Below are 14,087 nucleotides of genomic sequence, written 5' to 3'. Positions count from 1 at the left end.
TTATTACCACCCTTCATTAGCACTCTTAACATCTAAGTGCTAACTACATATACTAATATAACAAGTCCTTACCTTTTTGTCAAGGGAAATACGCAACTTTTTAGCACTCTTCACACAAGAGTGCTAACCGCTGCAAACCACCTTCAAAAACCATCAATACCAACTTTTGTAATAAAAAAATCATCGAAATGCTTTGTCACACTTCGATGATTTTTTTATTTTTTTACTCTTTTTCACTTAACAAAAATGCTTCAAAAACATTATTCCCCACAAATAGTCCTTTTTTCGTTAAACGTAAGATATCTGCTTCTTCAATTAATAATTCTTCTTTGATTAAGCGTTGAATGACCTCTCCATAAATTGCTTCAATTGGTTCATGAAATTTTTGTTGGAATTTTTGTTTAGAAATGCCTACTTTTTTACGTAAGCCTAAAAATAACTCCTCTTCTATTTGATTTAGACGAGTTAATTCTTCGGTCTCCACAATTGGCAAGTGATTTTCTCGTAAGGGTTTTAAATAATGTTGGATTGGACCATGATTTTTGTAACGAGTTTGCCCAAGATAGCCGCTGGCACCTGCGCCAAATCCATAGTAGTGGTCATTATTCCAATAAGCCAGATTATGCTGGCTTTCTTTTCCTGTTAAAGCAAAATTACTGACTTCATATTGATGACGTCCTTTTTTCTCCATTGCTTCAATCGTTTCGTCAAACATCTGTGCTTCGATTTCTTCTTCAGGCAGCTGTAACCGTCCTTGACGAACCCAGTTCATGAACATTGTTTTATTTTCAAGAATTAATGAATAAAGCGAATAGTGTGGCAAGTCCAATGCTAAGGCTCTTGTCAAAGTATCGCGAAAACTTTCCAATGTTTGTCCAGGTAAAGCATAGATTAAGTCGATACTGACATTGGTAAAATTTTCTTTTTCTAAAAATTTCATTGTTTCATAAACATCTGCGGCGGTGTGCTTGCGACCGATTTTTTTGAGCAAGCGATCATCAAATGTCTGAACGCCCATCGAAAGACGATTGACGCCATAGTTTTTCATGACTTGTAATTTTTCTTGGGTTAAATCACCAGGGTTTGCTTCCACCGTAAATTCATTTCGCTCATCAAACGTTAGCTGTTCGCGAACCCCTTTTAGTAGCACATCTAACTGTTTCGCTGATAATGAAGTTGGCGTGCCTCCGCCAATATAGATGGTTTTCATTTCTTGTTCTGGATACAATGCTTGCGTAAGTTGAATTTCTTTTAATAAACTCTGAATATATTCATCAACTGGTTGTCCTTCTAAAAAGACCTTGTTAAAATCGCAATAATAACAAATATGCTCACAAAATGGAATATGAATATAGGCCGACCGATCGAACATCGGCGTTGAAGTTGAAAGTTGGTTTGTTTTGGTCATTAGCTCGTTTTATCTCCTTATTACCAAAAAGCTCGTTCTTTTTGGAAAGTCTCTACTAGCCATACTAACTGTAAATGACAAATAAATCCATAAAAAAATTCGCACAGTCACTTAAAACAACAACGAGGAGCTGTCATAAAAACCGACACCTCCTCAACCTTGAAAGAAAAGTAAAAAAATTTTTCTATATATAGATAGTACAAATCAGTTACAGTAATTGACCGTAACGTTTGACGTATAAAACTTTAATGAACGCAACCAGTGCTAAATAAGCAACAATTGTCGGGATTAAATACAAGAAATAGCTTGGTGATAAACCGACAAACCCTAGTTCTGCACCGAAAGCGGTAAAGGGTAAAACAGTTCCGAGAACAATCCCTGCTGTAGTGACTAACGTCATAATTCCAGAAGCACTACTTTGAAGGAAAGGCATTTTTTCTGTTCGTAGGAAATGCAAGACGAGCATTTGGGACCATAAGGACTCAATGAACCACCCTGCATGGAAAATACCGATAAAGATCAATTGATCTGCTCCATTTAATTCAAAGAATGAGCCACCTAGGATAGCCGGACACACAATGAAATACATAAATAAATAGGTAACAATATCAAAAATAGAACTCGTTGGGCCAAACCAACGCATAAAATTACCAATTGATTTTGGTTCCCATTTTTTTGGTTTTTCTACGTATTCTTCATCTACTTTGTCCCAAGGAACTGACATACACGAAGTATCGTAAATTAGATTTAATAATAGCGATTGAATCGGAGCAATCGGTAAAAATGGTAAAAAGATACTTGCTGGGATCACGGAAAAAACATTGCCAAAATTAGAACTTGCTGTTAATTTGACGTACTTCATCGTGTTCGTAAACACGCGCCGTCCAGATAAAATTCCTTTTTCTAAAACCATTAAATCTTTTCTCAATAAAATTACATCCGCCGATTCTTTCGCCACATCGACAGCTGTATCAACAGAGATTCCTACATCAGCAGCACGCATTGCTCCAGCATCATTTATTCCATCACCTAAAAAGCCAACAGTTTGACCATTTTCAGTTAACGCATTTACAATACGAACTTTTTGGTCAGGCGTAATTTTGGCGAAAATATTATACGCTTGAACGGTTTTTCTTAATTCTTCTTGGTTTAATTGTTGAAGTTCATTTCCTGTAATAATTTTTTCGCCAGCCAGACCAACTTCTTTACAAACAGAATGCGTCACATACTGATTGTCCCCCGTTAATACTTTCACAGCTACATTATGTTGATGCAAGGCGTGAATAGCTGCCGCTGCTGTTTCTTTTGGCGGATCCAAGAAGGCAAGATAACCTTGTAAAATCAACTCTGATTCATCTTTAGTTGTATACTCCCATTCAGCCGCTTCGACTTTTTTATCGGCAATTGCTAGAACGCGCAAACCATCTCGATTTAAAGCTTCAACGTCTTTGGTAATTTTTTGACGTAGCGTCTCTGTTAAGGGCACAATTTCGCCATTTAAAAGTACCTGTGTGCAGACCAAGAGCATTTCTTCAACCGCCCCTTTGGTAATTAAGCGTGTTTCTCGCGTTTTAAACTCTTTGATAATCACACTCATTCGACGTCGATTGAAATCGAAAGGAATTTCATCTACTTTATAAAAATCATCTGATTGTATATCACTTTCTTGTGTCGCCGCTTGAATAACGGCGTTATCCATTAAATTACGCAAACCTGTTTGAAAATAACTGTTTAGAAATGCTAAATCCAAGACTTTTTGATCTTCTTGGCACCCAATATTATAGTGGTATTCTAAAATTACTTTATCTTGTGTTAAGGTACCTGTTTTATCCGTACAAAGTACATCCATCCCGCCAAAATTTTGAATGGCATTGACATTTTTCATAATCGTGCCTTCTTTAGCCATTTCTCGAGAACCTTTGACTAAATTGGTTGTTACAATCATAGGTAACATTTCTGGTGTCAAGCCAACAGCTGTGGCAATCGCAAACATTAACGCTTCCACCCAATCGCCTTTTGTTAACCCATTAATTAGAAAAACAGTTGGCGTAATGACCAACATAAAGCGAATCAGCACCCACGTTGTTTTATTAATTCCTGTTTCAAAACTCGTCTGCTGTTGCTCTTCTCCGTTATCAGAAGCCATCCGTCCAAATAAAGTTTGATTACCAACTTTAATGACAATGCCCAAACCAGTGCCACTAATTACATTTGTTCCTAAAAACAAAAGATTGTCGTATTCTGTATCAATTTGATCACTATCTTTTTGATGAGTCGCGTGTTTTTCAATGGGAAAACTCTCTCCAGTCAGGGATGATTGGGAAACAAATAAGTCCTTAGATTGGATTAAACGCAAATCGGCTGGAATCATATCGCCAGCGGATAGTTGGACTAAGTCGCCACACACAACTTCCTCAATAGGAATTTCCATTTGCTTCTTGTCACGAATGACTGTCGCTGTAACTTTAATCATATTTTGTAATTTTTCAACTGCATTGCTTGATTTGACTGATTGTACAAAACTCATCGTGCCGCTTAAGATGACCATCGCTAACATAATTAACACGCCAGTAACATCTTTTTCCTCTGGCGCAGCATAGACATATTCTGTAAAAAATGAAATCGTGGCTAGTGCTAGTAACACCAAAGTAAACGGCGTGATATACGATTTTATAAAAAGTCGCAGCCGTGAAGCTTTTTTTTCATTCATAATTTTATTGCGGCCATAACGTTCTTGTAATTCTTCAATATCTTGGTGTTTAATGCCATCCCAAGTTGAGCCGAAACGTTGTAAAACTTTTTCTACTTCTGAATGGGCAAACTTTTTGTAACTATAGTCATGGCCCAAGTGACGCATTTTCTTTTCCATTTTCTTTCACCTCATTTATCTGTTGTTGACTTGAATTGACGATCGGTTCATCTTCCATTTTCCTCACCCTTTCCACAAAAAAAGACACGCTGAAAACTCAACGTGTCAAAGAATAATCGTTCTTATCGTTGAGCTTTAGCACTATACAACGTAAAAAGCGATTGCTTTTAGCTACCTTAAGAAAAGCCTTCATTCGACAGTTCCTGTTCTACCCATTGGCGTCTCTCGACATTTTTGGGCAGTAGCCTATGTTTGTATAGGAGCCTCACCTAACAAATCTTATTTAATTACAACAGCAAGTATAATTCTTCCTTGAAAAAATAACGATATAGAAAAAGTTTTTAGCAGATAACTTTTTGTCCATTCAGTAACAAAAAGAAAAATAATCCGCTTATTTACTATGGTTTTCTGGTATGATTCGTATTTATTCATAGAATCATAACTGGTTAAATTAATCTAAAGACCGTCAAATAGCCTTGTCGAGAAGCTTTTCTTCTGCTATTTTTTGTATAGTTAAAGAAACGGCGGTGAGGAAAATGAAATTACAACAACTAGAATATTTTATGGCAGTTTCAAAGTATGCGAGTTTTACTTTAGCTTCTCAAAAGCTCCATACGAGTCAACCTTATTTAAGTACCCAGCTCAAGGAGTTGGAACGTGAATTAGGTGCTTCATTAATTTTAAGAGACAAGAAACATTGTCGGCTTTCTCCAGCAGGCGAAGTCGTCGCAAAGCGAACAGAAATGATTTTTGCACTCATTAAGGAAGCGCAAGAAGAGATTAATGAATTAGTGACCCAAGGATCGACAACGACCATTCGGATTGGAACAAACTTAATTGATATAGATAAAGCATTTGGAGAAGTCTTGTTGTTATTTAATCAATCCTATCCGTATGTAAGTATTGATTTTAAGTATTATTACGATCTTGAAACAGCCTTGGAAACAGATTTAATTGACATTGGGATTGGGATATTTTTGGATACCTCGATTCCATTAGAGAAAGAATTAATTTATACAGAAAGCTATCTCCTTTGTGTCAATAAAAATCATCCTTTAGCCCATGCCGATAGCGTGACGATTGACGAAATTCGTTCTTTACCTTTTGCTGCATATTCCGATCAAGTATATGAAAAAAAAGTGTTTAAACGTTGGGAACGTAAAATCAATTGGGAAAATCGGCAAATCGTCATCGAACTCCCTTCTCTTCATTTAGTCTTAGACATGGTCCAACGAGAAAAAGCCTGTAGCATCCTTCCCTATTCACTCACTGATGAACTAAACAGACGTAACTTAGTTGGTATTCCTCTGGAAGATAGTCCAGAACGAGCCATCTATTTAGTTCAGAATAATCATCACGGACATTGTGAAGCACACCGTTATTTATTCGAACAATTACGTTATTTATTCTAGGAATAGAAAAAGGAGGAATTCCCATGGAACTATTTCGTTTACATTATTTTTTAGAGTTATGCAAAGTGAAACAATTTACTAAAGCAGCCGAAAATTTAGCAATTTCTCAAGCTGCATTAAGTAAGCAAATAAAAATTCTTGAAGCAACGTTAGGCGCGGAACTTTTTAATCGCCAAGGCCAAACTACCACCTTAACACCAGCTGGATTAATTTTAGAAAAATATTGTTGGCGCATCACCAATGAGTTGGTCTCAATTGAAGAAGAGCTAAAAGAAATTAATCATTCTTCCAACCATATTTATGTAGCCACTTATCTCTGTGATTTAGAATATAAATTGAATGACTTACTAATGACAACATTAACGGATCGTTCATCCAACTTACAAGTCCACACTATTATTACAGAAAATATTCTTCAATCCTTGGAAACAATGGATGCAGATTTTGGTATTTCCTTTGCTGACTTACCATTACCTGAACATATTGGTAAAATTGATTTATTTACAGCAAATTATCAATTCATTTTAAGAAACGATCATCCAGCTTTGGCCAAAGCTACGACGGAAGAAATTTTAAAAGAACTAACAATGTACCCCTTCGTCCGTTTAAATACCGAATTTTCCGAGCAAAACAAATTAACCAATTGGCTAGATACTACGTTTTCTAATTTTTCTCCAGAGAAAGTCATTCAAGTGGATACTCTTTCACTTATTACTCACTTGGTGTCTCATTCCGATAGTTTCGCTATTGTCCCCGAATACACAAATATTCAACTTTTAGACAATTCGATTCATACACTAACTTACCAAGAACTACCTAAACGAAACATGGCAGTTTATTATTTAAAAGAACGTTACATGAGTCGACAACTTCAACAACTTTTGGCTGAATGCCAAAAACAATTTCAATAGTAAAAACCAAGACTAGAGCTTGTCGGCAAGCGAGTTCCAGTCTTGGTTTTTATTTGTGTTTTCAGGTAGCGGCTTCTCTTCCTTTGACAAATCCTAAAGAAGTGATAGCCATCACTAACGAAGTGCCTCCTTGACTTAAAAACGGAAGCGGAATACCTTTTAACGGCAACAGTCCAATCACCGCACCGATATTCTCCACCGTTTGAAAAACCAGCGAAAAAATGAGGGCGACACAGATGTACATACAAAAACGCGAATTGCTCCGCAAGCCAGCTACTAAAACTTGATAAAACAAGTAAAAATAGAGAAAAACAACAGTGGCACTGCCCACAAAGCCCCAGGCTTCCCCGATAAAAGTAAAAACCATATCAGACTCACGAACAGGAACATACACTTCAATCCCATGCACACCCTTGCCAAATAAACCACCCGAACCAATTGCCAATAAGCCTTGTACTTGTTGATAGGAGATTTTATCGACATAATCATAGGGATGAATCCATGCTAAAATTCGATCCAATTGATATTGTTTAAAATGTAAAAAGAAGAGTACTTTGTGCCCCCACTCTGTAAAGACTAACAGAATCAAGACCACGCCTAACGTTGCTAAAGCACTGAAAATAATGATTAAAATTTTGCGATCAATTCCTGAAATAACTAAAAGAGATAGAATAATCGTTACGAAAACAAGGGATGTCCCAAAATCTTTTTGTACCGCCATCAAGAAAAAAACAGGGACACTAACCGCAACGATTTTTTTTAGAAGTTGCTTGTCTGAACGCCATTTATCAGACCAGTCTTGTTGCTCATGTTGGACAATAATTTTTGCCAACATTAAAATAAACGCAATTTTCGCAATTTCTGATGGCTGAAATTTAATAAACTCTAAATCTAACCAGCGCTTTGTGCCCGTCAATAAATACATTCCTTTGTCATAGGAAAAATACAAAGCACTCATTAAGATTAATGAAAACCCATAGAAAAAAGGAGCTACTTTCCAAATAAATTTCTGTGACAGCCGACTAGCTAAAAACATGCCTGCATAGCCAACAAAAATAAAGAAAAGTTGTTTTAATGCTGGCACAGTTCCATCTTTTCCTTCATTAACGGCAATCCAATATTGCACACCAGAAGATAAAAGTGTGAGTAAAAAAATGGGCAATAATAAATCATAATTAAGATGTAAGTTGAATTTTTTTGTATTGACCATTTAACTGCCGCCTTTCGTTTGCAATAATTTTAATGACGATTCCTAATGCCACTGAAAAGATTAAATAACTTGTCCCACCGTAACTAACAAACGGTAAAGGAATTCCCGTCATTGGAATCAAACCCAAAACGCCACCAATGTTAATCGCCGTTTGAGCTAAAATCAAGGTCCCGACCCCTAACAAAAACAAGCCGTAACAATGATTCTTTATTACACAACTACTCCGCAAAATCGAGGCCGCTAAAAATAACAAAAGAAATAGCAATAGTAAGCCGCCAATCAAACCAAGTTCTTCCACAATCACCGCAAAAATAAAATCGGTTTGACCTTCTGGCAAGCCACCTTTTTTTACCATACCATTGGCTAGTCCGGTGCCCCAAAACCCACCATTATACATCGCCAAATAGGCCATTGAAGGCTGAAATCCGCGATCATGAAAAGATAAAAACGGATTTTTCAAAACAACTAAGCGGTCATACACATGCGCAAAAAAATGTGGTAAGTAGCGGTGATCGCCTAGAAAAATAATTATTTTAGAAAGAAGCGCCGCGCTAGCAACGACAATCCCCGCAGCAATTACACTAAATTTTGCATGAATACTTGCTGAGAAAATCAAGACACTGCCAATAACTAAAATGAGAATAGCCCCGCCAACTTTGGGTTGAATTAAAACTAAAAATGCAACGACCAAAACAAACAGCCATTGTTTTCTTAACTGCTTCGTTGTCAAGCCATTTTCTTTTTCACCTAAATAACAGCTCAAGTAATAAATAATCGCAAAATTACAAAGTTCTGATGGCTGAAATTGGATTCCAAAGAGAGAAATCCAACGTTGTGCGCCATTCGCTGCTACACCAAAAAAAGGTAGTCGAACCATTAACAGTAATAGTACCGAAACTAAAAGCAGTCCAATCGCAATTTTTTTATTAAATAACACTTCTAGTCGAACTTTGTAAATCACGAACATTAGCACCCAGCTGAGACACATAATAATGCCTTGTTTAATAAACACAGCAGTGGGCTTCACGCCTTGCATCAGCAAGTCATAGCTACTGGCGCTATAAATCATTAACGCGCCAATAATACTTAATATAATAAAGGTCAAAAGAATTTTTGTTAGACCTAAAGTACGTAGATTCATTCTCTCACCTCTATCTTTTTCTAATTAAATCAATCTTACCAGTCTGAGTTAGAAAACAAATAGAGAGTTTTTTATAGAACTATTACTAAGCTTACATAACAAAAAGTAGCTAGACTTGGTTCATTTCACCTAGTTTCGCTACTTTTAAAAAAAGCCATTTATATAATTTTTGTGTGTTGCTCACATTTCTGATAAATTTTTCCAAACTTATCTCTTTCTAAATACTGATAATCTACTAAATACCGTCTCAAAAGTGCATAATCTTCATAGATTTCTCTAAGTCGCTGATTGACTTCTTTTTCCGTATATTCTTTCCCAAATTCAAATTGGTTGGCCACACGTTGAAACACTTGGACTTTTTTCGCATTTTTCTTGGGAATAACCAGCAACTTTCCTTCTTTAAAAAAATTTTCAACCATGTTTATTCTCCTTTTTTTGTTTTGACTATTGTTTAGAAAATTGATGATTCAGTTTTTCTTTCTGTTTATCAGTCCATTTGCCAGCGACTTCATTGACAATTGTTTCAGCAAAATCACCTACTTTTTCTCCCGTAATATTTTTGATAGGTGTTCCGTTAGCAGCTCCTTCTTCAAACAGATCAAGTAAATCAGTCAACGTATTGAACATATTGGCTCCGCTATGATCTGAAAAATGCCATGCATATTTTTCAATTTCTTGAAATACTTGTCGATACTCTGCTGGTAATGCTGCAATCCGTCGTTTATATTCTTTGTACTCTTTTTTATCCCCCACAACTTTTTTGATCAACGCTTTAAAATTTGACATGCTCTATCCCTCCATTTTTTTCATCTTGTTTACTTGTTTTGAAAGCAACGTCCACCGCTGCCAAAAATCAACGAGTTCTGCTTCTCCTGATGAGGTTAAGCGATAGAACTTCCTCATTGGCCCTTTTTCTGAAGGCTTTTTTTCAGCTATAACCCATTGATTTTTTTCTAAACGCAGTAAAATCGTATAAATGGTTCCTTCAACAATTTCAGTAAAACCTTGGTCATTTAAAATTTTTGTAATTTCATAACCATATGTTTCTTTCCTTTGGATGATGGCTAAAACTAAACCTTCTAAAATGCCTTTTAGCAACTCTGTCTGCTTCACTGCTTTTCCTCCCTAAACTACTCTTTAGTACTATGTACCACTACATAATAATACTGAGTACCGGTTCTGTCAACTACTTTGTAATAAAAAGTAGTAAAGACGCGACAACCACCAGTACTTAACTAGTAGTTGTCGCGTCTTATTATTCTTTATTCATTTATTCCGAGTTCTGCTTCAAAGGCTTCTAATTCTACAAGGTGTGTTTCTGGATAAGCAAAGCATGTTGAAAAATGCCACTCCCCACCACTTGTACCAAAATAACCTGGCAGTAATTCCAAACCCAATAATGCTTCTGATGTTTCTTTTTCTGGTAACGTAATCTGAAAAGTAGTCGCTGGAACAAAACCGAACTTCGTATAGTAAGTTGGATGGCCCAGGATAATCAATCCGCCGACGCCTAATTCTTTGGCCTTCTGCACAGAATGCTTAATTAACGCTGAGCCTACGCCCGTGTTCTGTGCTTCTGGATGGACACTTAGCGGCCCAACGGTCAAAACAGCCTTCTCTGTATGATCAGGTAATCGTAGTTTGGCTTTTGAAGACATAATATGACCCGTTAATTTTCCTTGATCAGTTTCTGAAACTAAGGACAACTCCGGAATAAAGTCGGCACTTTCTCTTAATAAATGCACGATAAAATGCTCTGTGGGACGCCAGTTTTCGGTCAAGTTTAATTCCTTGAACGCTTGATACGTTAAACGCTCTACAGCTTGATACTCTGCAGGTTTTTCTTGACGAATCTTCATTATTTGTCCTCAGATTGTTGGAAATAGTCAGCCGTATCTCGTTCATCTTGTTTTAATTGGTCGATTAAGGCTTCAGCCCCATTGAATTTCACTTGGTCACGTAAATAATGATTCCAACGAACCACCACTTGTTCGCCATAGATGTCTTGATGGAAGTCCAAAATATAGACTTCCACGGTTAAATCGCGTCCTTCTCCAAAGGTGTCATTATGACCAATTGAGCCCATGCCGACATACCATTTGCCACCAACTTCGATTTGCACAGCATAGACGCCAATTCTTGGTAAGCGCACGGTGCTTTTCACTTTGACATTAGCGGTCGGGAAACCCAATAAACGGCCACGAGCATCGCCATGGACAACTGTTCCTTCTGTTTCATAAATATATCCTAACAACTCCGTGACCTCCTCCATTTCGCCGGCTTCCATTTTTTCGCGAATTCTTGTTGAGCTAATTTTGGCACCAGTCATTTCTTCTTTTGGTACTGTCACCACTTCAAAACGGCCTTGCGCATAAGTTGGTAACTGTTTGACTCCAGCGATTTCTTTAGGACCATACGTATAATCAAACCCAGAGACTGCCACTGCACTATTTAAATTAACGATATACTGATCGACAAAATCTTGCGGTTTTAATTGAGCAAACGCTGAAGTAAATTCGACAATATATAAAATATCAACGCCCAAGTTGGCCATTAGGCGTTCTTTTTGTTCCAAGCTAGTTAAATATTTCATATTTTCTGGTAAAACTTTTTGAAAAACGATTGATGGGTGTTGGTTGAAGGTCATCACAGCTAACTTCAAGCCTTTTTCCTCAGCAATCTTTTTGCCTGTTTCAATTACTTTTTGGTGGCCTTTGTGGACACCGTCAAAAAAGCCTAGGACCATCACGACTTCTTCATTAGGAATTTGATTGGGTTCATAGGGATGATGTAGTTGAATAACTTGCATGTGCAAAAACTTCCTTCTTTTTTATTTAATTGTTCCGTAGAACTTTACTTGGTTTCAATAATTTATCATGCGTTGGGTGTGGCATGTATAAACTAACCACTTGATTTTGGTAAAATAAGGCAACTAAGGATTCTGGCATTGCCTTTATTCCTAATTCTTTTTTGTGCAAACGCATGCCATTTTTTACTTTTTGATACAATTCATCTGATAAATCAATTCGTGGGAATTGTTCTACTGCTGTCTCAATGGGCAAAAGGCATTGATCGATTGTTTCAGCAGCCATTTGTTTGGCTACTTCTTCTAACGTTAAGCATTGCGCAGCTTGCAAACCGCCACTTGCCGTTCTCGTTAAATCCGACATATGGGCAGGATAGCCTAATTTTTTGCCAGTATCCACGGATAGTGTCCGCACATAGGTTCCTTTGCCACAGACCACTTTAAACCGCCAACTTTGTGTTTGAGCGGATTCGTTAAAAATTGGTTCACTAGTACGTTCAAATGAATAAATCATAGCTTTTCGTTGGGGCCGTTCAACTTCTTCCCCATTCCGCGCATATTCATATAAACGTTTACCATTGACTTTCACCGCAGAAAACATCGGTGGGATTTGTGTGATTTCACCTGTCATTTCGGCCATTGCTTGATCAATTTGTTCAGTTGACAGAGGTGTTGTAACTGGTTTTTTTTCAACAATTTCGCCACTAACATCTTCGGTTGTCGTAGCAAATCCAAGTGTAATTTCACCTTCATAGGTTTTGCCAGAATCTACCATGTATTCGATCACTTTCGTTCCTTTGCCAACGCAGATGGGTAAGACCCCTTCGACATCTGGATCTAGCGTACCACCATGACCAATTTTTTTGGTATGTAAAATTTTTCTCAATTTAAATACGCAGTCATGACTTGTCATGCCACGTTCTTTCCATAACGGTAAAATGCCGTCCATTATAGTTCCTCCAGTTCCGATAATACTAACTTTGTCATTATAGCATAAAAGTACCTAGCTTCGCAGTCTCCGTTGCTTATTCCCTTTGGCAAAATCTCTGCTAAATGCAAAAAAAGCCACAAACTCTGATAAAAGCAGAGTTTGTGGCTTTTTTTAGCTAGTAAATGATCCCCATGTATTCTGTGCGTTGCCATCGTTTGGTCCGATTGGCAAATAAATTCTCGCGCCTGACGTATCTGTCCCACCAATAAAAACATACCCATCTGCAATATAAAACGCATCGTAATAAAAGCGAGTATTTTTGGGCCAAATACCATAAATTGGGGCTGACAGGCTAGGTTGTCCTGCTCTTAAAACAATGCCTTCGTCCACACCAATTAGAAATGATTTCTTCGTTTGCGGGCGCCAAAGTTCAGCAATGTCGCCGTCGTTCACATAACCTAACAAATGTCCGCTATTTTCAATACGGTAAAGGTTTTGTCGGTCGGGTAATTTCGCTGTAATTGTTCCTACTTGTGTCCAAAGTGCCTCTGCTGATAGATGTTCATTGATTAAAGCATCTGGTGTTGGATAGATTGAAGTGAAACGAATTGCTTGTCCTACTTGATATTTTGGCGCATTAGGTTTACCTGGCTGAATAATGACAGTCTCACCTGTTTCAGAAACGCCCGTTTGTAAATCTTGTGCCAACTGCGCTTTACTAATCCCCCAACGCGCTAAATAACCATAAGGATCTGTATGATCTCCCCACCAATTTTTTGTAATCCAATCATGAGTGACTATGCCATAACCTGTTCCATCGTCCAGCGAAAAATCAGCACCAATGTTCTGAGCCAAATCACGGGCCAAATTAACATAGGCAGCATAATCTTTTTTAAATGTCGTCGCATTATTCGTTCGAGCCAATTCGATTTGCGCATAGGCTTTTTGATTAGCTAAAGAACCTGCGCCATATTGAATTTGGCCAGCAGGAGCTAATTGTTTCACTCGTCCACCAGATCCGACAAAATATGAGACATAAGCATTTGACCAATTTCGTTTCATATAGGCCACTTCATTGTCTAAACTGTGTGGTCCTAGGTTCCGCTCGTTTCCTGATTCATGTAAAACAATTAATTCATTGCTTGCAGAGCCTGGAAAATAAGCAAAGTTGATTGGATCCGCTTCGATAGTGTAAGCGCAAGTCGTCATCGGAATCGTTAAACTTAAGCCAATCACTAAAGCAAGTTGAATCATTAATTTTTTAAACATAGCATGCTCCTTTCTTAAAAAAGCCATGGAAGGAAAATCAAAATAACTTCCCTTCCATGGCTTAAACCTGCAAATGAATGGCGAGACAGAAGTAATTTCTTCGGCAATCAGCCGAAAGTTCTACGTTTGT

At 37.4% G+C, this 14,087-nt stretch carries 13 protein-coding genes and 1 riboswitch; of the genes, 2 read left to right on the top strand and 11 right to left on the bottom strand.

All coding sequences use genetic code 11. The annotated features are described in order from the left end of the window. Positions 1-223: 223 nt before the first annotated feature. Entirely contained in the window at positions 224-1,372 is a 1,149-nt protein-coding gene (hemW, locus tag IGI63_RS01270; RefSeq protein ID WP_429975971.1) for a radical SAM family heme chaperone HemW, read from the bottom strand. A 244-nt stretch (positions 1,373-1,616) separates the two neighbouring features. Further along, entirely contained in the window at positions 1,617-4,277 is a 2,661-nt protein-coding gene (gene mgtA / locus IGI63_RS01265) for a magnesium-translocating P-type ATPase (protein WP_429975171.1), read from the bottom strand. Between the two features lie 113 nt (positions 4,278-4,390). Continuing rightward, positions 4,391-4,561, bottom strand: a riboswitch (M-box (ykoK) riboswitch). Positions 4,562-4,813: 252 nt separating this feature from the next. On the opposite strand from mgtA, the gene IGI63_RS01260 reads away from it, so the two are divergent. Together IGI63_RS01260 and IGI63_RS01255 are read left to right on the top strand one after the other, a co-directional pair. After that, positions 4,814-5,689, top strand: a complete 876-nt coding sequence (locus IGI63_RS01260; protein WP_002382245.1) for a LysR family transcriptional regulator — start codon at positions 4,814-4,816, stop codon at positions 5,687-5,689. 23 nt (positions 5,690-5,712) lie between these two features. Beyond that, positions 5,713-6,600 carry a LysR family transcriptional regulator gene (locus IGI63_RS01255; RefSeq protein WP_002357832.1) on the top strand — a complete coding sequence of 296 codons (888 nt, stop codon included), beginning with the start codon at positions 5,713-5,715 and terminating at the stop codon, positions 6,598-6,600. A 61-nt stretch (positions 6,601-6,661) separates the two neighbouring features. Here IGI63_RS01255 and IGI63_RS01250 read toward each other — a convergent pair whose 3' ends face one another. The 9 genes from IGI63_RS01250 to IGI63_RS01210 form a co-directional block, all read right to left on the bottom strand. Further along, on the bottom strand, positions 6,662-7,810 hold the full coding sequence (locus IGI63_RS01250; RefSeq protein ID WP_429975170.1) for an FtsW/RodA/SpoVE family cell cycle protein: 1,149 nt from the start codon (positions 7,808-7,810) through the stop codon (positions 6,662-6,664). Beyond that, on the bottom strand, positions 7,776-8,951 hold the full coding sequence (locus IGI63_RS01245) for an FtsW/RodA/SpoVE family cell cycle protein (protein WP_002357834.1): 1,176 nt from the start codon (positions 8,949-8,951) through the stop codon (positions 7,776-7,778). Before IGI63_RS01245 ends, IGI63_RS01250 begins: the two co-directional genes overlap by 35 nt. Before the next feature lie 158 nt (positions 8,952-9,109). Next, positions 9,110-9,370, bottom strand: a complete 261-nt coding sequence (locus IGI63_RS01240; RefSeq protein ID WP_002360471.1) for a DUF2087 domain-containing protein — start codon at positions 9,368-9,370, stop codon at positions 9,110-9,112. A gap of 25 nt (positions 9,371-9,395) precedes the next feature. Further along, positions 9,396-9,737 carry a DUF1048 domain-containing protein gene (locus tag IGI63_RS01235; protein ID WP_429975169.1) on the bottom strand — a complete coding sequence of 114 codons (342 nt, stop codon included), beginning with the start codon at positions 9,735-9,737 and terminating at the stop codon, positions 9,396-9,398. A 3-nt stretch (positions 9,738-9,740) separates the two neighbouring features. Further along, a complete protein-coding gene (locus IGI63_RS01230) occupies positions 9,741-10,064 on the bottom strand; it encodes a PadR family transcriptional regulator (RefSeq protein ID WP_429975168.1) in 324 nt (107 codons plus the stop codon). A 149-nt stretch (positions 10,065-10,213) separates the two neighbouring features. Further along, positions 10,214-10,810 carry a GNAT family N-acetyltransferase gene (locus IGI63_RS01225; protein WP_429975167.1) on the bottom strand — a complete coding sequence of 199 codons (597 nt, stop codon included), beginning with the start codon at positions 10,808-10,810 and terminating at the stop codon, positions 10,214-10,216. Further along, complete coding sequence (gene ribF / locus IGI63_RS01220; RefSeq protein WP_002363808.1) at positions 10,810-11,760, bottom strand: riboflavin biosynthesis protein RibF; 951 nt, start codon at positions 11,758-11,760, stop codon at positions 10,810-10,812. The genes IGI63_RS01225 and ribF overlap by 1 nt, the downstream gene beginning before the upstream one ends. A gap of 25 nt (positions 11,761-11,785) precedes the next feature. After that, positions 11,786-12,706: a tRNA pseudouridine(55) synthase TruB gene (truB, locus tag IGI63_RS01215; RefSeq protein WP_002357840.1), complete on the bottom strand. Its 921-nt coding sequence runs from the start codon at positions 12,704-12,706 to the stop codon at positions 11,786-11,788. Positions 12,707-12,859: 153 nt separating this feature from the next. Then, the gene (locus tag IGI63_RS01210; protein ID WP_429975166.1) at positions 12,860-13,984 is read right to left on the bottom strand and encodes an SH3 domain-containing protein; all 1,125 of its coding nucleotides are present in this window, start codon (positions 13,982-13,984) and stop codon (positions 12,860-12,862) included. Positions 13,985-14,087 lie beyond the last annotated feature (103 nt).

Origin of the sequence: Enterococcus sp. DIV0086, assembly GCF_050498705.1 — a bacterium.
In the GTDB taxonomy this organism is placed as follows: domain Bacteria; phylum Bacillota; class Bacilli; order Lactobacillales; family Enterococcaceae; genus Enterococcus; species Enterococcus faecalis.
The sequence above is the reverse complement of the archived record's forward strand: the minus strand, read 5'-3'. Positions and strand labels throughout refer to the sequence as shown.